Raw genomic sequence first — 24561 nt, 5'->3', positions numbered from 1 at the left:
TTCATCGTAGTTTTTTATTCTGAAAAAATGAATAAAAATGGTTTCTGTCGTAAGTTAATCGTGAAGACGAAACAAAGGGTACTAATCCATCTTCATATTGATTGTCCGGGCATTAAACTGATACTTTCTAATCAAAGAGTAGATGATCGGGAGGGGCGCTGATGGTGACTGTAACTGATTCTGATGCGAAAGACCTGGGACGTCTGGATGACGGCCCTGACTGGACATTTGAGCTACTCGAACAGTATCTCGCTGAGATAGATCGTGTGGCGAAGCTATATCAGCTTGATACGTATCCCCATCAGATTGAGGTGATTACCGCCGAGCAGATGATGGATGCCTATTCCAGCATAGGGATGCCAATTAATTATTCCCACTGGTCATTTGGGAAAAAATTTATTGAAACAGAACAGCGCTACAAACAAGGGCAGCAAGGCCTGGCCTATGAAATAGTCATTAACTCCAATCCGTGTATCGCCTATTTAATGGAAGAAAACACCCTGACGATGCAAGCCCTGGTGATGGCTCATGCCAGTTATGGTCACAACTCATTTTTTAAAAATAATTACTTGTTTCGTAGCTGGACGGATGCCGGATCCATTGTTGACTATCTTATTTTTGCCAGAAATTATATCCGTCAATGTGAAGAACGCTATGGGGTTGATGAAGTAGAACAACTGCTGGACTCAAGCCATGCCCTGATGAACTACGGTGTGGACCGCTATAAACGCCCGCAAAAAATTTCGCTTGAACAAGAAAAGGCCCGCCAGGAAAGCCGCGAAGCCTATCTCCAGAGCCAGGTAAACACCCTGTGGCGCACGTTGCCACGGCGTGAAGAAGAGACACCGGCCGCCACTGAACAGCGTTTTCCCACTGAGCCTCAGGAAAACCTGCTCTATTTTATGGAAAAAAATGCACCACTGCTTGAACCCTGGCAGCGGGAAATCATGCGTATTGTACGTAAATCCAGCCAGTATTTTTATCCACAAAAACAGACCCAGGTCATGAACGAAGGCTGGGCAACTTTTTGGCATTATACCCTGCTTAATCATCTCTACGATGAAGGGAAAGTCAGTGAACGCTTTATGATGGAGTTTCTCCATAGCCATACGAATGTCGTGTTCCAGCCCCCCTATAATAGTCAGTGGTATAGCGGGATTAACCCCTATGCGCTGGGTTTCGCTATGTTTCAGGATATTAAACGGATCTGTCTGTCGCCAACCGAGGAAGACAAGTACTGGTTCCCGGATATTGCCGGAAAGGACTGGCTGGAAACATTGCATTTTGCCATGCGTGACTTTAAAGATGAGAGCTTTATCAGCCAGTTCCTCTCGCCGAAACTCATGCGTGATTTCCGGCTATTTACCGTACTGGATGATGATCAAAAGCCTTATCTGGAAATCTCCGCTATCCATAACGAGGAAGGCTACCGCCACATTCGTCATCAGCTTGCGGCACAATATAACCTCAGTCATCTGGAGCCCAACATCCAGGTATGGAATGTGAATTTACGCGGTGATCGATCATTAACCTTGCGGTATGTTCCACATAATCGAATCCCTCTGGACATAGGGTACAAAGAAGTTTTGAAACACGTTCATCGTTTATGGGGATTTGGCGTCGTGCTGGAACAACAAAATGAAGATGGGAGCATCGTGCTGCTGGATCGTTGCCCGGGCCCCGCTCAGGGCTGATATCAGGCTCAGATTGCGATAAAGGGGCCAGGCGCCCCTTTATCGCAAACAAACAAGGTTGTCAGTCCCCTTGCGTATTGTCTAATCCGGGGGCTAACGCCCTTGCATTTTTAAATCACCAGGCAGGTTCTTCTGCATGCCGTGCCAGATTTCCCCACTTTCTCGACCATAATTTCTGACCACATCGAAGACGTTGTCATAGCGATGCTGCTCGCACAGCGCGTCAAGCTGGCGGTAAAAATCCAGGGCCAGCCGGCGAGCCGCCGGGTTTGAAAAATAATGACGACCAATACGGGTGTACAACCCTTTCATCCCATTAATGATCAAGCCATAAACCGGATTACCGGAAGCAAACGCCAATCCGCGAAAGATATTATAATCGAGTTCAGCAAACGCATCGGCGTGGTCATCAACCCCGGCAGTTTGAGATAATACTTCTCGCACGTTATCAGGATGTAAACGAATAGCGGTGCGAATAAAAATAGTCGAAATATTCGTGCGCACCGATAAAAGATTATCGATAAGTTGTGGCATGCTATCGTGGTCAAGGCGCGCGATAGTTTCCAGAATATTAAGCCCGGACGTTTCCCAAAAATTATTCACACGAGTAGGTTTACCATGCTGAATAGTTAACCAGCCATCCCGGGCAAGGCGTTGTAACACTTCACGCAGCGTGGTTCGGGTAACGCCAATCAGTTCCGATAATTCACGTTCTGCAGGAAGAATCGACCCGGGCGGGAAGCGATTATTCCAAATACTTTCGATAATATACTCTTCAGCGAAACCCGCTGGGCTTTGTGCCTTGATGACCATGGTAAAATTGTCCATTACTCAGGTTTTGCTAATTAAACTCATCATACCAGACACCATGAACGCCAGATAGCGCCCATATTTAAATTCTATATTGAATTTTAGTATCCAATCGACACAGACCATCTTATCGCCCGGTAAAACAGACTCACACGACAAGGCTTCAGGATGATTTTTAACAAAACGATACAATAGAAATAACCTTTATAGCGCATTTTACAATAACATTATTGAGGTCGGGTGCGCTATATCACGGCCTGTCATTCAGTCGCTGGTGATAACAGGCTCGCTATGGTTATAAATTTATCAAAAGTAATCGTATGTAAAAGCGGTATTATTCGGAATTATTTTATGCTCCCGACAATAGACAAGCGTAAATAAATGCAGTGTCTATCGCTATAACACGATCGTAAGCACATTATAGCTAAAAAATAGATTCCATTAACAGTATCAGCACGCCTTGCTTTCGGAGTATTTCTTTACCGGAAAAGGCATAATATATTGATTTTTATTGAATAACTTGGTAATTCTGTTGTCATAAAAACATCTGCCCCTTGAAGGCCTCAGTGTTGAAGGTTTTTAAGGTGACCAGCGTTTTCGTTAAGTGGGTTATTTTCAGCGGCCTACTGGCACAAAAAACTTTTTCGTTTACACTGCCGACTCTTGGCATGTTGCAGGGACCTTGATTATGTTGCAATACTTAAACCAGTGCTCACGTGGACGCGGAGCATGGCTGTTAATGGCGTTTACCGCATTCGCTTTAGAATTAGTCGCTCTTTGGTTTCAGCACGTCATGGGGCTCCACCCTTGCGTGATGTGCATCTATGAGCGTTGTGCATTATTCGGTGTAATGGGGGCCGGGTTATTGGGAGCCATCGCGCCGAAATCACCACTGCGCTATGCAGCCATTGCACTGTGGTTATTCAGTGCCGCCAAGGGGCTGCAACTGGCCTGGGCACATACCATGATACAGCTACACCCTTCCCCTTTTGCTACCTGTGATTTTGCACCACACTTTCCCCAATGGTTACCTCTTGATCAATGGCTGCCACAAGTCTTTGTGGCGAGCGGTGACTGTGCAGAGCTGCAATGGTCATTCTTATCACTTGAAATGCCCCAGTGGTTAGTGGGTATTTTCGCAGCTTATCTGTTGGTTGCGGTGCTGGTATTGATAGCCCAGCTGTTTAAACCTAAAAAACGCGGGCTGTTCAGCAAGTAGTCCCTGATAAACAAAAATAAAATGGCTCACCCTGGGGTGAGCCATTTTTTTATCATTTGAGTTCACTCCCTTACGGGAGACCAGAGGCTTGCCTGAATAATAAAACCACCGGCAAAGGCACAATGCGTTTTATAAAATGAGGACCTTAAGTGCCACCTTCCATGACGCCTGTTTATCGCAAGCGTAGAGAGTTAATAACTAATCTGACACCAGGAACGGTTTGTGCCGTTTTAACCGCTAACGCTGCTTCTTGTTCACTGGAAACAAATCCACTGAGTTGTACGCGGCCTTTAAACGTTTCAACAGAGATTTGAGTTGATTTAATGTTTTTCTCACCGATCAGTGCAGCTTTTACTTTAGTGGTGATAACAGAGTCATCAAAATAACCACCAGTCCCTTCAGCTGTTGGGGTTGGTGCGCAAGCGGTTAACGTCAGTCCCAACGACATGACAACGAAGATCATCATAAAAAATTTCTTCAATTTCATTCTGCTTTCCTTACGTTATAATTAGCACTATCACCCTGATGTGGTGATGCCCCTCTAAGAATTACCGATTTTTACTGATGCTGCAAGCAAGCTTCTTCCTGACAGTGAAAAAATATCAGCCCTCTTTTGATGTTTATTCCATTAGATTATCTGGCAAGAAATAAATACCCATTCTCCTGCCCGAAAATTAATTACCTTAATACCCTCCATGTTGCACGGCACATTATTACCGTATCTGAACGTTAAACCCTCAGACAGTCTTAAGGTATCGGAAGGTGCGTTATCATAATCAAACGGTGGTGGCAGTAAAATAATCAAGTTTGCCACCCGGCAACATGGGCTGAATTTATCCGGGGCAGAAAGCAGACAAGCTCGACAGCGTATGGAAATAGACTTAGAGTACTCATACTTTCCGAATGACGAATGCTTATGGATTAAAAATGAAAATATTGATTTGGGTTATCACATGGATCTTCGGTATCGCTTGCGGATTATCCATAGCCAGCTGGATGGTGGCGAATGAAAAAATTGCTGATGCTGTCGTCTTTCTTTATGTCACCAATGGATTGGCTTTAATTACTTTCATCGCCCTCGTCTACCTGGTCATTAAGCACCGTATCAACTTAAGCAGAAAAGCATAACCCTGGCGCATAACGGGCAGGCAAATGAGGTGTAAAATGCCTGCTCTCGTCTTACAAGTGGCCCCTGCGCTTTATCAAAAACAGCGTAACTGATTCGCTAATATCATTGATAAATCAGATAATTACTCCGCCCACTCTGGCTTATTTAAAATGTGATCTTGCCAGTCAACCACCTCAGACTCTTTTACCGCAATATGACGTACCGAAATACGCTCACGGTGCATCGCAGATTTAGATCCTGTAAGAAGTGGGTGCCATGCGGGGAGCGGCTTGCCTTCCGCCAGTAGACGATAGGCACAACTTTGGGGCAGCCACTCAAAAGTGGGTAAATTGTCCCGGGTCAGTTTGATACAGTCCGGTTCATACTCAAAACGCCGGGCGTAGTTTTTACACTGGCAAGTTTTTATATTGAGCTGTTTACAGGCGACATTGGTGAAGTAAATTTCATCCGTGTCTTCGTCCATAAGTTTGTTGAGACAGCATTGCCCGCAGCCATCACACAGCGATTCCCATTCGGCATCACTCATTTCATCAAGGGTCTTACTTTGCCAGAAGGGGACAACGGTCATAACAGTTCCTGCATGATAATATTTAAAGATGCACCTTATAAACAGTATACCTTAAGGATGCAAGTATTGCCGCCGGTTGGCGGCAATAGGATCACAGAACGCGGGTGGTCAGGCTGTTATCAGCAAAAAGAAGTTCCAGTTGATCATTTTTAGCCAAAGGGCCGACGCCCTCTGGTGTTCCCGTAAGAATGATATCCCCAGGACGCAAGGTAAAAAATCGACTCATATAAGCAATCAATGGCACAATTTTATGCAGCATATCGGCTGTTGAACCCAACTGGCGCACCTCTCCATTAATTTTCAGTCCCAGCGTGATATTCTGTGGATCATGAGGGAACCCTTTTGCAGAAATAAAACCCGAAACAGGGGCTGAGTTATCAAAAGCTTTTGATTTTTCCCATGGTTGCCCCGCTTTCTTAAGACTTGCCTGCAAGGTGCGTAATGTCAGGTCCAGCGCAATCCCATATCCGGCAATAGCGTCCTGTACTTGTACTTCATTAGCCTGTTTCAAGGTTGAACCGATCAATACGGCCAGTTCGACTTCATGGTGTATCTCACCCAGGCCTTCAGGAAGAACCAGCGACTGGCGGATATCACACAACGCGGTTTCTGGTTTGATAAACAGCACTGGCTCTTGTGGGGTATGGCTCCCCATCTCTTTAATATGATTGGCGTAATTGCTGCCAACACAAATGACTTTATTGACTGGAAAATCCAGCACCTCACCTTGCCAGTTGCGATGTTGATACATAATGTTTTCTCCGCCTTAATGTCGTTAGCCTTAATGGTGATTGCGCGAAATCAGGTGTAACAAGAAATTCCCGCAATCCATATCACAACCCGATTCGCACCGTCACCCGGTCGAGTCACCGCCCCGGTTCCCCTTTCGCCTGACAGATAATGGGAACACTGTTTAACTTCACACACAATAACTCAGAAAAAACAGAACAAAAATAATCCGCCTGATGCCCGTATCGCTAAAACGTAATGGGCATCGGTGGCCTGACTCTTCTATTTTTTGCTGGTATTTTCCAGATGCATGGTGAGCAGACTCTCAGGAGGCGGAGGGATCTGTAAATAATATCCCTCTTGTTCCAGTGCTTGCTTAACTTTATTCAGGTCAGCATGCGCCAGTGTTTTGCTGCCATCGAGCGGTAGCATCATTGCCAGCACAGGTGTGCCAAAACCTTTCATTAACTCTTCGGGAACACGAGAGAAATCGTCCTTTTTCTCTACGTAGAGGTAGGTCTGGTCACGTTTAGAACTTCGATAGATCACACAATACATGTTTTTTACTCTATTTTAGCCAGTCTTTGGCTTGCCTGAATATACCCGGGACTATAACATGCCTTACGTAGTTCGGAATATCGTCCCACCATGGTGGGGATTGAAACTGAATTGAGTAAGGTCAGGATGTCAAATACGCCAATAGAGTTAAAAGGGAGCAGTTTCACACTTTCAGTCGTCCATATACACGACTCCCGGCCAGCGGTGATTCAACAGGCCCTGGAAGAAAAAATAGCTCAGGCTCCTGCATTCTTAAAGCATGCCCCTGTGGTATTAAATGTCGCGAGCCTGGAAGGTGCTGTTAATTGGCAACAAATTCAACAGGCGGTGCTCGCGACCGGACTGCATGTGGTTGGGATCAGCGGCTGTAAAGATGCATCCTTAAAAGAAGAGATTCAGCGTGCGGGATTACCCCTGCTTAATGAGGGTAAAGAGAAAGTCGCGCGTGAATCTCACGTTATTACACCTGACCCAATACCTGAACCTGCCCCGGCTGTGCCCCCCTATGCTAAAGCGCGCTTTATTGATACGCCGGTTCGTTCCGGGCAACGTATTTACGCGCAAAATAGTGATCTGATTGTGGCAAGCCATGTTAGCGCAGGTGCAGAATTAATTGCAGATGGTAATATTCATATATACGGTATGATGCGGGGTCGTGCCCTTGCTGGTGCACAGGGTAATACTGATACTCATATATTTTGCACTCATCTGTATGCAGAACTGGTTTCTGTCGCGGGGGAGTATCGGCTGAGTGATGAAATCCCGGCAGACTATTATGGAAAAGCGGTCCGTCTTAATTTGATTAATGGTGCGCTTTTTTTTCAACCTTTATTTTAAGCCCTTTATAGCAAGGAACTCCTCATGGCACGCATTATAGTAGTTACATCGGGTAAAGGAGGCGTAGGGAAGACCACGTCCAGCGCAGCCATCGCTACAGGATTGGCCCAAAAGGGAAGTAAAACCGTCGTTATCGACTTTGATATTGGTTTACGTAACCTGGATTTAATTATGGGTTGCGAACGCCGTGTAGTATATGACTTTGTCAATGTTATCCAAGGTGATGCTACTTTAAATCAAGCACTTATCCGTGACAAGCGTACTGAAAATCTATACATTTTACCGGCATCACAGACCCGTGATAAAGACGCCCTGACCCGGGAAGGGGTTGGGAAGGTACTTGACGATCTTAAAGAGATGGATTTTGAATTCATCATCTGTGACTCACCGGCAGGTATTGAAACAGGTGCCCTTATGGCACTCTATTTCGCTGACGAAGCGATTATTACCACGAACCCTGAAGTATCTTCCGTTCGTGACTCTGACCGCATCCTGGGTATTCTCTCTTCTAAATCTCAGCGCTCTGAAAAAGGCGAAAGCCCTATCAAGGAACACCTGTTGCTCACACGTTATAACCCTGGGCGTGTCAATAAAGGGGATATGCTCAGTATGGAAGATGTGCTGGAAATCTTACGTATCCCTCTGGTTGGCGTGATCCCCGAAGATCAGTCTGTTTTACGGGCGTCTAACCAGGGTGAGCCGGTTATTCTTGATGTCGAGTCTGATGCCGGAAAAGCCTACACAGACATGGTTGAACGCTTGCTTGGAGAAACTCGCCCTTTCCGCTTCATTGAAGAAGAGAAGAAAGGATTCCTCAAACGTCTTTTCGGAGGATAAGTTATGGCACTGTTAGACTTTTTCCTGTCGCGAAAAAAGAGTACTGCCAATATTGCCAAAGAACGTTTGCAAATTATTGTCGCAGAACGCCGTCGTGGTGATAGTGAGCCCCATTATTTACCCCAGCTGAAACGTGATATTCTCGAGGTTATCTGTAAATATGTACAGATAGATCCTGAAATGGTCACAGTGGCGCTGGAGCAAAAAGGGGATGATATTTCGGTACTGGAACTTAACGTCACCTTGCCTGAAACCGACGAGGCCGTTAAATCAGCCTGAATGCATCAGTGCCTGGTGTTCGCGAGTAGCGTCACACCAGGGCTCAGGTCAGTGGCAGGCAGATATTATCTGCCCGCCACTGCTTAGTGGTCTGCCAGCAGCTGATTCAATGTTTCTGCCATCAGTTTACCCCGCCAGCCATTGATAAGCTCCGGCTGGGATGATGTTTTTAATTTCCAGTGCCAATTCAGTAACTGGTTTATCTGGCGACGTGATGCCAGGAGCTCAACACTGAGTCCGCTGCTCTCACTTATACCCTGCACCGCTGCTTTAATTCCTTTAAATAACCCCCGATAGCCAGGCATATCGACCAAATTCACTAAGGGGGCGGGTAGCTCACTCTCAGATAATGCTTCGGCCTCTGCCACCAAAGCAATCAGGGTCTTACCATGAAAGCGAATCTCACTCCCACTGAGGCCCAAAGCATCCAGCTCACCTAAAGAACCAGGCATGTACCGAGCCACTTGCCACAGATGCTCTTCCCGCACAACAAAATTAACGGCCATATCTCGTTCACGGGCACTACGCAACCGCCAGGCGGCTAATTTTTTCAGGCAGCCCAGCTGACGTGGGCGTAACTGCCAGGCCTGCCCAATTTCACGCCAGGCCTCTTCCGGTGCCAGTATGTCCTGGCGGCGGGCTTGCATCAGATGACACTCATCCAGGGCCGCATCCAGCCAGCCAGCAGCCTCGACTTCAGCCATCAGCTGCTGGGCAATGGGAAGCAAATAGAAAACATCGGCCGCGGCATACTCACACTGGCGTTCAGATAAGGGACGTGCCAGCCAGTCTGTTCGTGATTCACTTTTATCCAGCGCTATCCCCGTAAAAGACTCCACCAGCGTGGCAAAACCACAAGAGAGCGCCTTGCCAGTGAAAGATGCCAGGATCTGGGTATCAATGAATGGGTTGGGCATCATCTGGAAGGTATTGAGAAAAACCTCAAGATCTTCACTCCCCGCATGAAGGAACTTTTTGATGCGAGTATTCTGCAGCAGAGCTTTGAAAGGTGACCAGTCTGTGATGGCCAGTGGATCAATTAAAGAGACCGTTTCACCGTCATACAGCTGTATTAGCCCCAGTTGTGGATAATAGGTACGGGTACGAACAAACTCAGTATCCAGCGCTAATGCAGAATGATGTCCGGCCATTTCACACACAGCCACCAGTCCTGCATTGGTAGTAATCATCTGGTAATTCAAATTCTATTCTCTTAGATTGATGCTTCAATTATTAGCACGCCGAAGGCTGGTTGTACCCTCAGAGGGTCGCGCTCCCCGTCCCACCTGTCTCGTCTCGTAGCTCTCGTCGTAGTATTTTCCCGACACTGGATTTAGGCAATTCAGAACGAAACTCAACCAGTTTTGGCACTTTATAGGCTGTTAAGTGCTTACGACAATAGAGAATCAATTCCTGCTCGCTCAGTTCAGGTGATTTTTTAACCACAAAAATTTTGACAGTTTCACCAGTAACACCCGCAGGAACCCCCACGGCAGCCACTTCCAGCACCCCCTGGTGCTGCATGACGACTTCTTCAATTTCATTAGGATAGACGTTAAAGCCCGAGACCAGGATCATATCTTTTTTACGATCGACAATACGCATAAAGCCGTCATTATCAATGTCCACAATATCGCCGGTTCGTAGCCACCCGTCTTTGAGCACTTCTGCTGTCGCGTCAGGCTGTTGCCAGTAGCCAGCCATCACTTGCGGGCCTTTCACACAAAGCTCACCGGGTTCACCTGGGGGAACCTCCTGACCATTATCATCAATCAGTTTCACTTCAGTAGAAGGCACAGGCAAACCAATTGAGCCACTGTGATAAGTCATATTATGGGGATTAGCGCTAACCAGTGGGGCGCACTCCGTCAGACCATAACCTTCCAGCAAAAAACGCCCTGTGAGCTGCTCCCAGCGTTCGGCAACCACACGCTGGACTTGCATGCCTCCACCGGCGGATAAATGCAGTGTTGAAAAATCCAGCTGCTGAAATGCCTTATTATTTAATAACGCATTAAACAAGGTATTTACCCCCGTCATAGCGGTAAATTTATGGCGCCCCAATTCTTTGACAAAACCAGGAATATCGCGCGGGTTAGTTATCAGTAAACTGCATCCCCCCAGTTCAATAAAGAACAGGCAGTTCATCGTCAGGGCAAAAATGTGATAGAGCGGTAACGGTGTCACCACCAGCTCTTTCCCTTCTTCAAGCAATGGGCCATATGCGGCATTCACCTGCTCGAGGTTAGCCAGCATATTACGATGCGTCAGCATTGCTCCTTTAGCAACGCCGGTGGTACCACCGGTGTACTGCAAAAAGGCAAGATCCGCATTAACCATCTCAGGCTTAACATACTGTAAACGCTCGCCGCACTGAATGGCCTGACGGAATGAAATGGCATCGGGGAGATGATACTTGGGTACCATGCGCTTAATATACTTCACCACCAGATTGACCAGTGTTCCTTTCGCGGTGGAAAGCTGATCTCCCAGGCGGGTTAAAATCACATGTTTGACGGGCGTTTTGCCGACCACCTTTTCCAGGGTATGAGCAAAATTTGAGACGATAACAATTGCGCTGGCCCCACTGTCCACCAGCTGGTGTTCCAGTTCACGTGGGGTGTAGAGTGGGTTCACGTTTACCACTACCATCCCCGCACGTAATATGCCAAACAGTGCCACAGGATATTGCAGCAGGTTAGGCATCATTAAAGCGACGCGATCCCCCTTCTTCAGGCCAAGCCCTTGTTGCAAATAAGCTGCAAATGCCCGGCTACGTGCTTCCAGTGTGCGAAAGGTGATGGTGTGGCCCATATTAACAAAAGCCGGGTTGTCAGCATAACGTGCGACGGCTTGTTCAAACATATCAATCAGAGACTGATATTTATCGGGATTAATCTCTGCCGGTACATCGGCAGGATAGCGGTTAAGCCAGACCTTATTCAAGGGTACACCTCTGATAGTACTGTGTATTGTCATCGCTCCCGCCGTTTCATTTTATTGACATGATATTAACCCGGCGTGCCAGTGTATTTTTTACCGGTTCAACGGTTGCGAAACCTGTCACTCATTTTTTCATCAGGAATGATGACAATAGTCCACGTTCAATTTCTGTGAATTAAAATATTTTATTCAATACGTTGTGTTGCAGATAAAAGGTTCAATGCCCCTTGCGGGGACAAGGGAAACACAGGTAATTTTGCGGTTACTCACGGCCGGGCAATTTTTTCCAGGTCACTTCATTACGCAAATAGACCGGTTCTGCCTGTTCCACCGGGACGCTATGCCCTGCAGCAAATGCCTGTTGTGCCAGCGGTAGCATGTCTTCAGCCTCGGGTAGTGTGGTTTCACCGTCACGCAGCACTACCCCACTGTCTTTTGCCATATCAGGCCAGGCCTGCCAGCCGGTTCCCACCGTGGCCCATTCCCCGTGTAAATCAGCCAGACGTTCGGCGACGGCTTCAGGTTTTAATACGGCTTCACTGGCTTCACCCTGCCAGAAACCCGATGCATCACGCACATACTCCGCCCAATAGACTTCCCCCATACGGGCATCAATGGCCGCCAGAACCCGGGTCGCCCCGGTACGACGCCAGGCACCCTGGGCCATGGTCGCAAGGGTTGATACACCAACCATGGGAAGATCCGCCCCTAACGCAAGCCCCTGGGCAATACCAATGCCGATACGAACGCCAGTGAAACTTCCGGGGCCGCGTCCATAAGCCAGTACGTCGATGTCTGCCAGGGGAACTGCAGCGCGGGCAAGAATATCTTGCACCATCGGTAAAATTCGTTGCGTGTGTTCACGCGGACAAAGTTCAAACTCAGCATATAACGCTGTCGGGTCTTGCAGTGCAACAGAACAGGCTTCTGTTGCGGTATCGATGGCTAAAATTCGCATGGACTGACTCGCCTCTGGCAGAGATAAGGTCAAAAAACGGCGCGTATCGTACCACGAACCGAAGACAATTACCGCTCCGGGAGGGCATTAAGGAAGTCGACTGCCCGATTAATATCCCGGGTACGGGGTGTGGGTGGCAAACTATTGAGGAAAACGCCGCCATAAGGACGCATCACCAGCCGATTGTCACAGATAACAATCACCCCACTGTCGTCTACGTCACGAATCAAGCGCCCCACCCCCTGTTTGAGCTGAATAACAGCATCAGGTAACTGAATATCTGTAAACGGATCGCCTCCCCGTAACTGGCAATCCTCCATCCTGGCTTTCAGTAACGGGTCATCTGGTGAGGTAAAAGGGAGTTTGTCGATGATCACCAGCGATAGCGCATCACCACGCACATCCACGCCTTCCCAGAAGCTACTGGTTGCCACCAGTAATGCATTACCAGCCCGGACAAATTGTTCCAGTAACTGCCCTTTGCTGGTCTCACCCTGGAGCAATACAGGCAGTGTCATAGTGGCACGAAACTGTTCAGCTAAGTCGCGCATCATGGCATGAGACGTACAAAGCATAAAACAACGCCCATTATTAGCTTCGATTAATGGGCGAAGTAAATTAGCCAATTGTTTAGCACCATGGGGACGATTGGGCTCGGGTAAACCACGAGGCACACATAACAGGGCCTGCTTTTCATAGTCAAACGGGCTGGCCAATAGCAAGGTTCGTGCCTGTTCTATACCCAAACGTTCAGTGAAGTGACTCAGCTTATCGTTTACCGAGAGGGTGGCGGAGGTAAAGACCCAGCTGGCGGACTTTTCGCTCATCACCTCTTTGAATTTATCCGCCACCGAAAGCGGGGTTAATGCCAGAGTGAAATGGCGTGCATTACACTCGTACCAATAGCTGTAACCTGGCTGGCCGACATCTTTCAGGCGTTTTATCCGCTCACGATAGATGACCGCACGTTCAAATGCAGCATCCAGTAGAGCAGACCGTCCCAATGACAGCTTCGCAACGTCGTGACACAGCTCCAGGGCATCATCAAGTAATAACAAGGCGCGCTGAATCCCCGGTTCAAGCAACACGGTGCGCAGATTTCCCCGGTATCCCGGCTCACCGAGCTGTAAACGAAAATCTTGTGTCCGCATGGCCAGGCTATCCGCACTCTTCTGCAGTTGCTGTACATCACGCACTTCAGTGCGATAAGCAATCGATATATCTTTTGCCAGATCAAGGAGCTGACGACTTGAGAGTGATTTCCCGAAATACTGGCTGGCAATATCAGGAATTTGATGGGCTTCATCGAAGATGGTGATATCAACATCAGGGATAAGCTCCGCGAAACCGCTCTCTTTAACCACCATGTCTGCCATAAATAAGTGGTGATTAACCACCACCAAATCGGCATCCATTGCCTTTTTACGTGCTTTGACGACGAAACATTCCTGATACAGGGGGCAGTCCTGACCAAGACAGTTGTCATTGGTGCTGGTAACTAATGGCCAAACCGTCGAGTCCTCTGCTACAGCGGTACAGCTACTGATATCCCCTTCCTGGGTCGCACTGGCCCAGTGCCGTAAATGCGCCAGGTCACTGAGCTGTTGTTCTGTGAGCCCGCCCGCCCCTAGCATCTGTTGCTCAAGGCGCTCAAGACAGAGATAGTTGGCTCGCCCCTTCAGTAGAGCAATACGGCCCGCAAAAGAGAGAGCTTTCGCTATCGTCGGTAAATCTCGGGAATAGAGCTGGTCTTGTAAAGCCTTAGAGCCGGTTGAGATGATGACTTTTTTGCCCGAACGCAATGCGGGCGCAAGATAAGCATAGGTTTTACCGGTTCCAGTACCTGCTTCTACTACTAAGGAACGCCCTTCATCAATGGCCTGGGTTACCGCCAAAGCCATCTGCCGTTGGGCTTCTCGAGGCTTAAATCCTGGGATAACATTCGCCAGCTGGCCATCTTGCGCAAAATCGTCTGTCACATTACCCCCTGGTTTTATTGCCAGTGATTATGTCAGCCCGGGCAAGTTTAATCCAGTTACCCAGTAGAACCTGCGAGGTGATTATGGCAGTCTGTGTCCCCCAACGCGTTTACTACCAAGGAACAATCATGACCATTACCAGAATAAAACCAGAAGATCGCTGGTCTGACGCGGTTATTCATAATCAGACCGTCTATTACACCGGTGTACCGGAAAACCTCGACGCGGATGCTTATGAGCAGACAGCCAATACCCTGGCGCAAATTGATACGTTGCTCGCATCCCTGAACAGCGATAAAACGCGTATTCTGGATGCCACTATTTTTCTGCCTGATGGGAAGGATTTTACCCTGATGAACCGGGCATGGGATGAGTGGGTCGTCGCGGGTCATGCCCCTGTACGCTGCACCGTACAGGCCGCACTGATGAACCCACAGTACAAAGTGGAAATAAAAATTATTGCTGCCCTGTAAATTATCAGGATAAGTGGTAATTACACTTGTTCGTCATCATCGTCAAAGCGGGCAACGATATGGTCGCCGGTATGAGTGGCCCGGATTTCGCTGGCAACCAGAGTGATTGCTTCGCCGCTGCTCATTCCTCCGCTGATAAGTTCCTGAATACGCTCGACAGCCTTCTGCTGCTGTTCATGGCTCAGCGCGGGTAATCCTGAAATCATGTTAAACTCCTTTGACAAATTTTTGACTCTTATTGTAACCCATACCCATTGATGCCATCTGGATAAACGTTACCATGTCCCCTGCTTTTCATATTCTCCCCTGGCAAACTGATGCCGTACAGCACTACTTTCAAGGGGTATCACACCATCCCTGGGCAATGATGCTACATTCCGGTTCTTCCCGGCATCCTTATAGTCGCTTTGATATCATGGTGGCAGACCCCCGGGCAACACTGGTCACCCGTGGCAAATTGACACAAATTAACCGTGACGGGCACCTCACCGAGTCAGATGATTGCCCATTGGTGCTTTTGCAAAATACCCTCGACAGCTACGGTTTCTGTGCAGAGCCCCAAGAACAGTACCCCTTTTGCGGGGGAGCCCTGGGACTGTTAGGCTATGATTTAGGCCGTCATTTTGAAAACATACCGGAACAGGCGGAAAAAAGCCTCAATACCCCTGATATGGCGATAGGTATTTATGACTGGGCATTGATTGCTGATAACCACCTCAAGCGCCTGACACTGGTCAGTTTTGGGGATATTGAGCAACGACTGGCTTTTTTGAATACCCTCCCTTCTTCCAGGGCGCGCCTTCCGTTTAGCCTGACCTCACCCTGGCAGTCAAATATGAGCCGTGAGCAATATGGGGTTAAATTTGGCAAGATACAGGAATACCTGCGCAGCGGCGACTGCTACCAAGTGAACCTCGCCCAGCGATTTAGTGCCCGCTATCAGGGGGATGAGTGGTCTGCTTTTGAAAAGCTAAATCAAGTAAACCAGGCACCCTTCAGTGCATTCCTGCGCCTGCCTGACAGTGCTATTTTAAGTCTGTCACCTGAACGTTTTGTCCATCTGCAAAACAAACAGATCCAGACCCGCCCCATAAAGGGGACCTTACCACGGCTGGCAGATCCACTGGCGGATAAAGAACAGGCGAACAGGCTGGCATCATCCCCTAAAGACCGGGCCGAAAATTTAATGATCGTTGATCTGCTGCGTAATGATATTGGTCGTGTCGCCGTACCCGGCAGTGTTAAAGTCCCGGAGCTCTTTGTCGTCGAACCGTTTCCTGCTGTCCACCATTTGGTCAGCACGATTACCGCCCTGTTGCCTGACAACCTTAATGCCTGTGATTTACTCCGCGCAACCTTTCCTGGCGGCTCAATTACAGGGGCACCAAAAGTGCGCGCCATGGAAATTATTGAAGAACTCGAGCCTCAACAACGGAATGCCTGGTGTGGTTCGGTCGTCTATATTAGTTTCTGCGGCAGTATGGACAGTAGCATTACTATTCGTACCCTGATTGCTGAGGATGGCCAGCTCTATTGTTCCGCTGGCGGGGGAATTGTTGCGGACAGCCATGAGAGTGCCGAATATCAGGAAACCTTTGATAAAGTCAATCGTATCCTGCCACTGCTGGAGAACTAATTGATGGCACTGAATAATTTCCTTGCCCGCTTTCAGCTGCTACAACCCGATTTCCGCCCCGTAGGGGAACATCAGCGCGAAGCCGCCGTTTTAGTCCCCATCGTCAGACGACTCCAGCCCGGGCTACTGCTGACCCGGCGTGCTTTGACGTTACGCAAACATCCTGGGGAAGTTGCTTTCCCGGGCGGTTCTGCGGATCAAAGTGACAATTCGCTCATTGCAACCGCACTGCGTGAGAGTTTTGAAGAAATCGCCATCCCGCCCCAGGCCGTGGAGGTGATTGGCTGCTTGCCCAGTATCGACAGTGTGACGGGGTTTCGTGTTACCCCTGTGGTGGGAATTATCGCCCCTGATTTACCCTTACAGGCAAGCCAGGATGAAGTGGATACTATTTTTGAGATGCCACTGGCTGATGCCTTAACCCCTGCACGCTACCATCCCCTTGATATTCAACGCCATAACATTCCCCATCGTGTCTGGCTCTCCTGGTACCAGGAATACTTTGTTTGGGGCATGACGGCCAGTATTATTCGGGCCCTGGCATTACAGATAAACGGTAATACAGATACACACTAAATAACGTGCATGATAAATAGTTTATTAGCTAAATAGTTTATACTTACCCTACCAGGTTACAAAAGCCAGCGCAGCGGCGGCTTGAACGATAACATACGGACCAAACCATATTGACACTATAATGCCAGTATTTTTCACTGGTATTAGGTGATTTATGCTAATTCATTAGTTTAATTCATGTGAATAGTTTACCTGGGTTACCAATAACTTTTTAAACTAGCGCATAGCCATTTTACAGCATCATCTTTGGTAAAAGATGCAGCAAGAGGAGTTTCACTGTGATTAGTATATTCGACATGTTCAAAGTCGGTATCGGACCTTCCAGTTCTCATACCGTTGGCCCGATGAAAGCCGGTAAACAATTCGTCGATGATCTGGTCGAACGTGGATTGCTGGCCAGTACCACGCGAATTGCCGTAGACATTTATGGTTCCCTGGCGTTAACCGGTAAAGGACACCATACCGATATCGCGATTATCATGGGTCTGGCGGGCAACCGTCCCGACAATGTTGATATCGATACGATCCCGGGTTTTATTCGTGATGTTGAGTCCCGTGGGCGCTTGCCCTTAGCGAAGGGAACTCATGAGGTTGACTTCCCCGTGGATGACGGCATTCGTTTCCATAGCCGAAATTTACCTTTGCACGAAAATGGCATGCAAATCCATGCATACCAAAATGAAAAAGTTATTTACAGCAAAACTTATTACTCCATTGGCGGTGGTTTTATCGTTGATGAGGAGCATTTTGGCAAGGCCGATGCCAGTGAAGTGGCTGTGCCTTATGCCTTTAAGTCAGCCCAGGAGCTGTTGCAGTATTGCCAGGATACCGGGCATTCCATATCAGGCCTGGTGATGCAAAATGAGCTGGCGCTACGCAGCCAGACGGAAATAGAACAGTATTTTGCCAATGTCTGGCAGACCATGCGTGCCTGTATTGATAAAGGGATGAATACTGAGGGTGTGCTGCCCGGGCCTTTGCGTGTTCCTCGCCGGGCTTCGGCATTGCGCCGGATTCTGGTTTCCACAGACAAGCTCTCTAATGACCCGATGAATGTTGTCGACTGGGTGAATATGTTCGCACTTGCCGTCAATGAAGAAAATGCCGCGGGTGGGCGCGTTGTTACAGCGCCAACCAATGGTGCCTGTGGCATTGTTCCGGCTGTGCTGGCCTACTACGATCACTTTATTGAGCCTGTTACCCCTGAAATTTATATTCGCTATTTCCTTGCATCTGGTGCGATCGGCGCCTTATACAAAATGAATGCGTCCATTTCAGGTGCTGAGGTCGGTTGTCAGGGCGAAGTGGGGGTTGCTTGTTCTATGGCCGCAGCAGGGCTGGCGGAGATCCTTGGGGCCAGTCCTGAGCAGGTCTGTATTGCCGCAGAAATTGGTATGGAACATAACCTTGGCCTGACTTGTGACCCTGTGGCTGGGCAGGTTCAGGTTCCGTGTATTGAACGCAATGCGATTGCTTCCGTTAAGGCAATTAATGCCTCCCGTATGGCAATGCGGCGGACCAGTTCACCACGTGTTTCCCTCGATAAAGTGATCGAAACGATGTATGAAACAGGTAAAGACATGAACGCAAAATACCGCGAAACGTCCCAGGGCGGATTAGCCATAAAAGTGCAATGCGACTGATCACTAAATAACCGCTTTACTGTTTGCCTGACACTGCCAGGTGTCAGGCTTTGCAAACCGCCTTGTTTTTCATTTGTCTTATTGTCAGATATCCCTTCCAGGCTCCATACTGCTGTCACTTTTTTACATTATCGTAATATATTCATATGCTGACGACTTCACATACTACACTGTGATCAGAACTCATGTGAGTTTGGAAAGGCCAACCAAGGCGGTTTGGAATGCACACAACACAAAGGATTCTCTCTGGCTACCAACGCCGGCGCGTTATTGTCTGCATTTTGCTGGCAGCGCTGGTGGGCCTGCTGACTCTTGCTGCCAAATATTTTTCCGAACTTCGTTTAAATGAGCAACGCGTTGATCAATTTAATCAGCGTGCAGTACTGACCGTTGAGAGCCTGCTTGCGCCTTTTGAACAGTTATACAAGGATACGCTACCGTTAATCAGCCTTTCTTGTGAAAACGCCCAGCAGACACTGCGTGAGTTTACTGCGAAGGTACCCACAATACGGTCTATTTCACTGGTCAAAAATGGGGTTTTATACTGCTCCAGTGTTTTTGGTACCTCACAATTTATTGTGCGCGACCTTCAGCCTCAGATGCCTTCCCCTGAGCCGCGACTCCTGTTAGGGGTGGATCATTTAATTAATAAAGGCTCTTCTATTCTTCTCTCATGGCATCCGATTTCTGCCAGCCCTAATGATGGTATTGTTCAGGTGATTAATCTGGGTATGCTGACGGCGTTTATGCAACACGCTGAAGGCTCGTGGATAACCAGAACCATTTTAAATATCTCCGGCTCGCACTTTGAGTATACGCAGGGTCTGGTTAATGATGTGGACATGCTGGGGAATGAGATACGCCATGATACTCCTTCTCAAAATTACCCCTTTTCAATCACCACAGTCGGCCCTTCTCCCAGCTCTCTGGCAATCGACAATCTACCCTCACATCTGCCGCTGGCCGCTGTGATCAGTCTACTGGCAGGGGTCTTCGCCTGGTTTATGACCGCAAAACGGATGAGCTTTTCCCATGAAATAAAAATGGGGCTGGCCTCCAGGGAGTTTGAAGTTTATTTCCAGCCACTCATTCATTCAGATAACCAGCAATGTATCGGTATTGAACTGCTGCTACGCTGGGATAATCCTCGCCACGGGAGCATCTCTCCGGATGTTTTTATCCCTCTGGCTGAACAACAAAACCTGATTATTCCACTTACCTGCTATGTTCTGCGCGAAACGGTGGGAGCCCTTGACCAGTTCCCGAAAATGGACGAATTTCATATTAGTATCAATGTGGCAGCTTGCCATTTTAAAGATAACATCATCATTAAAGATTTACGCCGTTACTGGTTTCCGGCTCACCCTCAGCAGCAATTGGTTCTCGAACTCACCGAACGAGAGGCATTGCCCATCGTAGACCACCATGTGGTTCGGGAACTGCATCATTTAAATATTAAACTGGCCATTGATGATTTCGGTTCAGGACAAAGCTCACTGGCATATCTGGAAACACTGAGACCAGATATCCTGAAAATAGACAAGAGTTATATCGGGGCTATTGGGACTGATGCCGTGAATTCTAAAGTCACGGATATCATTATTGCGCTCGGCCATCGGTTAGATATTGAATTGATTGCTGAAGGGGTTGAAACGGCTGCGCAGGCTGCCTTTTTACGCCAGCAAGACGTGAAATTACTGCAGGGGTTTTTCTTCGCCAGGCCGATGCCACTGAAACATTTTCCTGCCTGGCTGGAGATGCATAATCGCCACCTCTCCAGCCAGTAAAAACAGACTACTCGCGGTAAGCCCTCTCAAGCTTAAAGTTCATCATCCTCATGAACTTCAGGCTCTTTAACGACGCGAACTAAGTCGACGCGATAGTTATTGGCCTCTACGATCTGTATTTGCAACGGTGGCACTTCCAGAATATCACCCGGCTTAGGAATCTGGCCATTAACAGCAATCACTAATCCAGCAATTGAGGCTATGTCTTCATCCACATTCACCAGTGTATTAATATCCAGACGCTGTTGTAACGCGTGCAGATCGGTTGTGCCTTTCACCAGCCAGCCATCACCATCCTGGGTAATCTCTGGGGTTTCATCCGCATCAGGAAACTCACCGGCAATGGCTTCCAGCACGTCCAGAGGAGTGACCAGTCCCTGAACCATACCGAACTCATCATTTACGATGACAAAGCTCCCCCGTGCCCGACGTAATACACCCAGCAGGTTAATGGGGTCAAGAGTTTCAGGAACCACAATGGCCGGCGACTGTGCTGCAACCACCGCAATGTTGTCCCCTTTATCCAGGGCCACCAGTAATTCTTTAGCGCGAGCAACGCCAATGACTTCATCCAATTCCCCGCGGCAAACCGGGAACAGGCTGTGTGGTGAGGCCAGCAGTTGTTCGCGAATTTCTGCTTCGGTTTTAAGGGCATCGACCCAGGAGATATCCCCCCGGGGTGTCATGATACTGCGTAAAGATCGGGAAGCGAGCGTCAATACGCCGTTAATCATATAACGCTCCTCTTCTGCAAAAGCTTCTGCCTCAATGGGCGTCATCGCCTTACTACTTTCACTGCTGGCTTCCATTTTTTTGCGCTTGCTTCCCATCATGCTGAGAATCGCGTCGGCTGTACGAGCGCGGAGCGGTTGTCGTGACTGGTGACGAATAAAGTTACGACGAGCTATCTGGTTGAAAAATTCAATCAGAATAGAGAAGCCAATGGCCGCGTACAGGTAGCCTTTCGGAATATGGAAACCAAAGCCTTCTGCCACCAGACTCAGACCGATCATCAGCAAGAAGCTCAGACAAAGCACGACAACGGTAGGATGCTGATTGACAAAGTTGGTCAAAGGTTTTGACGCCAGCAGCATCAGAATCATGGCAATCACAACCGCGGCCATCATGACCGGAAGATGGTTGACCATCCCTACTGCCGTGATGACAGCATCAAGCGAGAATACCGCATCAAGTACCACTATTTGGGCAACGACAACCCAAAAACTGGCATAGCCTTTTCCATGACTGCCATCATGTTGTTGGTTTTCTAGCCGTTCATGTAACTCGGTGGTGGCTTTAAACAATAAGAACAACCCCCCGAGCAGCATAATAAGTTCTCGCCCGGAAAAGGAAAAACTGCCGATGGCAAACAGCGGCCTGGTCAGTGTCACCATCCAGGAGATCAGTGACAGTAAACCCAGTCGCATTATCAGAGCCAAAGAGAGGCCAATAACGCGGGCTTTATCTCTCTGTTTTGGCGGTAGTTTATCCGCAAGGATGGCAATAAAAACGAGGTTATCTATGCCAAGAACAACCTCCAGTACGACCAGGGTAAACAACCCTATCCAGATTTGGGGGTCCATTAACAGTTCCATGTCGTACTCCTGATGCAAATAGCACAAGTTTTCATTTTATTAAAAGCAAGGGCGACATGGGAAACAGGGGTATTTTTCGGGCCTGACGCGCCGAAATGAGAGAGGAACACTGAAGTCCCCATTGTGAAAAGGCGTCGGTGACGATCCATAGGGTGGGCTACTGCCCTTTACTCCTTACAATTAAACGGATGCTAACATTACCAAAGCTCAATACGGTTTTGCAAAGTTTTAGCTTACTTTTTTGTCAAAAACATCGTCGTTGGCAACTTAATTTATGCTGCAAAAATATTGAGGCATGACAGTTCTAAATTACGGATCTTCATCACATAATTTATTTCTTTCACAGCCTAAAATAAATTATGTGAGTCATTAGTTTGTTTATTGACCACGTTGTTTGAATCGTTTCGCTACACTTATCTTGAACACTCGTACCCTTCATGGGTTAGTCATCGCAACAATAGGAGGTAGCAAGTGACTATTGCTATTGTTATAGGCACACACGGATTTGCGGCTGAACAACTGCTTAAGACAGCCGAAATGTTACTCGGTGAACAAGAAAACGTAGGCTGGATAGATTTTGTTCCCGGTGAAAACGCAGACACATTAATCGTTAAGTATAACGCTCAACTGGAGAAACTTGACACATCCCAAGGCGTACTTTTCCTCGTTGATACCTGGGGAGGAAGTCCATTTAATGCCGCCAGCAGGATCGTCGTGGATAAAACACATTATGAAGTTATTGCCGGCGTCAATATTCCTATGCTGGTGGAAACATTCATGGCGCGGGATGATAACCCCTCTTTTGATGAATTGGTTGCCCTGGCTGTCGAGACAGGTCAGGAAGGTGTTAAAGCACTCAAAGCCGCCCCGGTAGAAAAAGCGAAACCGGCAGTTCCCAGTGCTCCGAAGGCGTCCGCCCCGGCGAAACCTATGGGCCCTGATGACTATATGACTTTTGGACTGGTGCGCATTGATGACCGTTTAATTCATGGTCAGGTTGCTACCCGCTGGACAAAAGAGACCAACGTCTCGCGTATTATCGTCGTCAGCGACGAAGTGGCAGCAGATAACGTGCGTAAAACATTACTGACTCAGGTTGCGCCTCCTGGTGTAACTGCCCATGTCGTTGATGTTGAAAAAATGATCCGTGTTTATAACAACCCCAAATACGCGGGTGAACGAGTGATGCTACTGTTCACTAACCCTACCGATGTTGAACGTTTAGTTGAGGCTGGAGTAAAAATTACTACTGTTAATATTGGTGGGATGGCATTCCACCAAGGTAAGACACAGGTGAATAACGCTATTTCTTTAGATGCCAAAGATATTGAAGCTTTCAATAAATTAAATGCTCGTGGAATAGAGCTTGAGGCACGTAAAGTGTCTTCAGACCAAAAACTTAAAATGATGGACCTTATCGCTAAAGTTAAATAACGATCTTTTACTCAAATAAATTGCTCAGACTTCACACTTAAGTCGTCATCAATAGGAGAAGTACAATGGAGATTACCGTTCTTCAGATTGTGCTGGTGTTCATCGTGGCCTGTATTGCAGGTATGGCATCGGTACTTGACGAATTTCAGTTTCACCGCCCATTAATCGCCTGTACCTTAATTGGTATCGTTCTTGGGGATATGAAAACCGGTATTATTATCGGTGGTACTCTGGAAATGATCGCCCTCGGCTGGATGAACATCGGCGCTGCTGTAGCACCGGATGCCGCCCTGGCTTCCATTATTTCGACCATTCTGGTTATCGCCGGGCATCAGAGCATTGGTGCGGGTATCGCCCTGGCCATCCCTCTGGCTGCAGCGGGCCAGGTATTAACCATTATTGTGCGTACTATTACCGTCGGCTTCCAGCATGCGGCAGATAAGGCGGCAGAGAGTGGCAATCTGAGCGCCATTTCCTGGCTGCATTGTACTGCCCTGGTGCTGCAGGCCATGCGTGTTGCTATTCCTGCCGTTATCGTTGCTATTTCCGTGGGCACCAGCGAAGTTCAGTCCATGCTTAATGCAATACCTGAAGTCATCACCAGCGGTCTGAATATTGCCGGTGGTATGATTGTGGTCGTTGGTTATGCCATGGTCATCAATATGATGCGTGCCGGCTACCTGATGCCATTCTTCTATCTGGGTTTTGTTACTGCTGCCTTTACCGACTTCAACCTTGTGGCACTGGGTGTGATTGGTACCGTTATGGCCGTCCTCTACATTCAGCTCAGCCCAAAATATAACCGTACTGCTGGTGGGCAAACCCCCGCTGCTGCAAGTAACGACCTTGATAACGAACTGGACTAGCAGGTGAATAA

At 48.0% G+C, this 24561-nt stretch carries 24 protein-coding genes; 13 read left to right on the top strand and 11 right to left on the bottom strand.

The window, feature by feature from the left end; genetic code table 11:
* The first annotated feature begins 164 nt into the window (after positions 1-164).
* Entirely contained in the window at positions 165-1694 is a 1530-nt protein-coding gene (locus tag JK154_RS01965; protein ID WP_349291087.1) for a SpoVR family protein, read from the top strand.
* Between the two features lie 93 nt (positions 1695-1787).
* Here JK154_RS01965 and fadR read toward each other — a convergent pair whose 3' ends face one another.
* Positions 1788-2507, bottom strand: a complete 720-nt coding sequence (fadR, locus tag JK154_RS01960) for a fatty acid metabolism transcriptional regulator FadR (RefSeq protein ID WP_211990940.1) — start codon at positions 2505-2507, stop codon at positions 1788-1790.
* Positions 2508-3192: 685 nt separating this feature from the next.
* Between fadR and dsbB the strand changes: the two genes are divergently transcribed.
* Complete coding sequence (gene dsbB / locus JK154_RS01955) at positions 3193-3723, top strand: disulfide bond formation protein DsbB (protein WP_211990792.1); 531 nt, start codon at positions 3193-3195, stop codon at positions 3721-3723.
* 172 nt (positions 3724-3895) lie between these two features.
* Here the strand turns inward: dsbB and JK154_RS01950 are convergent, their stop codons facing one another.
* Complete coding sequence (locus JK154_RS01950) at positions 3896-4210, bottom strand: BON domain-containing protein (RefSeq protein WP_211990791.1); 315 nt, start codon at positions 4208-4210, stop codon at positions 3896-3898.
* A gap of 440 nt (positions 4211-4650) precedes the next feature.
* Here JK154_RS01950 and JK154_RS01945 point away from each other — a divergent pair, with 440 nt between their 5' ends.
* Entirely contained in the window at positions 4651-4851 is a 201-nt protein-coding gene (locus tag JK154_RS01945) for a hypothetical protein (RefSeq protein WP_211990790.1), read from the top strand.
* A 122-nt stretch (positions 4852-4973) separates the two neighbouring features.
* Here JK154_RS01945 and JK154_RS01940 read toward each other — a convergent pair whose 3' ends face one another.
* From JK154_RS01940 to JK154_RS01930, 3 genes are all read right to left on the bottom strand, one after another.
* Positions 4974-5420, bottom strand: a complete 447-nt coding sequence (locus JK154_RS01940; protein ID WP_211990789.1) for a YcgN family cysteine cluster protein — start codon at positions 5418-5420, stop codon at positions 4974-4976.
* Between the two features lie 91 nt (positions 5421-5511).
* Positions 5512-6171: a fumarylacetoacetate hydrolase family protein gene (locus tag JK154_RS01935; protein WP_211990788.1), complete on the bottom strand. Its 660-nt coding sequence runs from the start codon at positions 6169-6171 to the stop codon at positions 5512-5514.
* 260 nt (positions 6172-6431) lie between these two features.
* Entirely contained in the window at positions 6432-6707 is a 276-nt protein-coding gene (locus tag JK154_RS01930) for a YcgL domain-containing protein (RefSeq protein WP_211990787.1), read from the bottom strand.
* Between the two features lie 126 nt (positions 6708-6833).
* Between JK154_RS01930 and minC the strand changes: the two genes are divergently transcribed.
* From minC to minE, 3 genes are read left to right on the top strand one after another with little or no spacing between them, the layout of a single operon-like run.
* Positions 6834-7544, top strand: coding sequence for a septum site-determining protein MinC (gene minC / locus JK154_RS01925; RefSeq protein WP_211990786.1), 711 nt, complete (start codon positions 6834-6836; stop codon positions 7542-7544).
* A 24-nt stretch (positions 7545-7568) separates the two neighbouring features.
* Positions 7569-8381, top strand: coding sequence for a septum site-determining protein MinD (gene minD / locus JK154_RS01920; RefSeq protein WP_211990785.1), 813 nt, complete (start codon positions 7569-7571; stop codon positions 8379-8381).
* Positions 8382-8384: 3 nt separating this feature from the next.
* Positions 8385-8660 (top strand): cell division topological specificity factor MinE, encoded by a 276-nt coding sequence (gene minE / locus JK154_RS01915; protein ID WP_211990784.1) that lies wholly within the window; start codon positions 8385-8387, stop codon positions 8658-8660.
* 83 nt (positions 8661-8743) lie between these two features.
* Here minE and rnd read toward each other — a convergent pair whose 3' ends face one another.
* The 4 genes from rnd to JK154_RS01895 all read right to left on the bottom strand — a co-directional run bounded on the left by rnd (position 8744) and on the right by JK154_RS01895 (position 14540).
* The gene (gene rnd, locus JK154_RS01910) at positions 8744-9862 is read right to left on the bottom strand and encodes a ribonuclease D (protein WP_211990783.1); all 1119 of its coding nucleotides are present in this window, start codon (positions 9860-9862) and stop codon (positions 8744-8746) included.
* Positions 9863-9920: 58 nt separating this feature from the next.
* The gene (gene fadD, locus JK154_RS01905; protein WP_211990782.1) at positions 9921-11606 is read right to left on the bottom strand and encodes a long-chain-fatty-acid--CoA ligase FadD; all 1686 of its coding nucleotides are present in this window, start codon (positions 11604-11606) and stop codon (positions 9921-9923) included.
* Positions 11607-11865: 259 nt separating this feature from the next.
* Positions 11866-12561 (bottom strand): tRNA (adenosine(37)-N6)-threonylcarbamoyltransferase complex dimerization subunit type 1 TsaB, encoded by a 696-nt coding sequence (tsaB, locus tag JK154_RS01900; RefSeq protein WP_211990781.1) that lies wholly within the window; start codon positions 12559-12561, stop codon positions 11866-11868.
* Between the two features lie 68 nt (positions 12562-12629).
* Positions 12630-14540: an ATP-dependent DNA helicase gene (locus JK154_RS01895; RefSeq protein WP_211990780.1), complete on the bottom strand. Its 1911-nt coding sequence runs from the start codon at positions 14538-14540 to the stop codon at positions 12630-12632.
* A 128-nt stretch (positions 14541-14668) separates the two neighbouring features.
* Between JK154_RS01895 and JK154_RS01890 the strand changes: the two genes are divergently transcribed.
* Complete coding sequence (locus JK154_RS01890; protein WP_211990779.1) at positions 14669-15013, top strand: RidA family protein; 345 nt, start codon at positions 14669-14671, stop codon at positions 15011-15013.
* A 20-nt stretch (positions 15014-15033) separates the two neighbouring features.
* Here the strand turns inward: JK154_RS01890 and JK154_RS01885 are convergent, their stop codons facing one another.
* Entirely contained in the window at positions 15034-15219 is a 186-nt protein-coding gene (locus tag JK154_RS01885) for a YoaH family protein (RefSeq protein ID WP_211990778.1), read from the bottom strand.
* 74 nt (positions 15220-15293) lie between these two features.
* Between JK154_RS01885 and pabB the strand changes: the two genes are divergently transcribed.
* From pabB to JK154_RS01865, 4 genes are all read left to right on the top strand, one after another.
* Positions 15294-16649 (top strand): aminodeoxychorismate synthase component 1, encoded by a 1356-nt coding sequence (gene pabB / locus JK154_RS01880; RefSeq protein ID WP_211990777.1) that lies wholly within the window; start codon positions 15294-15296, stop codon positions 16647-16649.
* 3 nt (positions 16650-16652) lie between these two features.
* The gene (locus JK154_RS01875; RefSeq protein WP_211990776.1) at positions 16653-17225 is read left to right on the top strand and encodes a CoA pyrophosphatase; all 573 of its coding nucleotides are present in this window, start codon (positions 16653-16655) and stop codon (positions 17223-17225) included.
* A 278-nt stretch (positions 17226-17503) separates the two neighbouring features.
* Positions 17504-18868, top strand: a complete 1365-nt coding sequence (gene sdaA / locus JK154_RS01870) for an L-serine ammonia-lyase (RefSeq protein ID WP_211990775.1) — start codon at positions 17504-17506, stop codon at positions 18866-18868.
* Between the two features lie 221 nt (positions 18869-19089).
* On the top strand, positions 19090-20655 hold the full coding sequence (locus JK154_RS01865) for an EAL domain-containing protein (protein WP_211990774.1): 1566 nt from the start codon (positions 19090-19092) through the stop codon (positions 20653-20655).
* Positions 20656-20687: 32 nt separating this feature from the next.
* Here JK154_RS01865 and JK154_RS01860 read toward each other — a convergent pair whose 3' ends face one another.
* Entirely contained in the window at positions 20688-22250 is a 1563-nt protein-coding gene (locus JK154_RS01860) for a TerC family protein (RefSeq protein ID WP_211990773.1), read from the bottom strand.
* Positions 22251-22721: 471 nt separating this feature from the next.
* Here JK154_RS01860 and manX point away from each other — a divergent pair, with 471 nt between their 5' ends.
* On the top strand, positions 22722-23684 hold the full coding sequence (gene manX, locus JK154_RS01855) for a PTS mannose transporter subunit IIAB (protein WP_211990772.1): 963 nt from the start codon (positions 22722-22724) through the stop codon (positions 23682-23684).
* A gap of 65 nt (positions 23685-23749) precedes the next feature.
* Complete coding sequence (locus JK154_RS01850; RefSeq protein ID WP_211990771.1) at positions 23750-24550, top strand: PTS mannose/fructose/sorbose transporter subunit IIC; 801 nt, start codon at positions 23750-23752, stop codon at positions 24548-24550.
* Positions 24551-24561 lie beyond the last annotated feature (11 nt).

Source organism: Citrobacter sp. JGM124, assembly GCF_018257795.1.
Classification (GTDB): Bacteria; Pseudomonadota; Gammaproteobacteria; order Enterobacterales; family Enterobacteriaceae; genus JGM124.
This window is presented reverse-complemented; position numbering and strand designations above follow the sequence as displayed.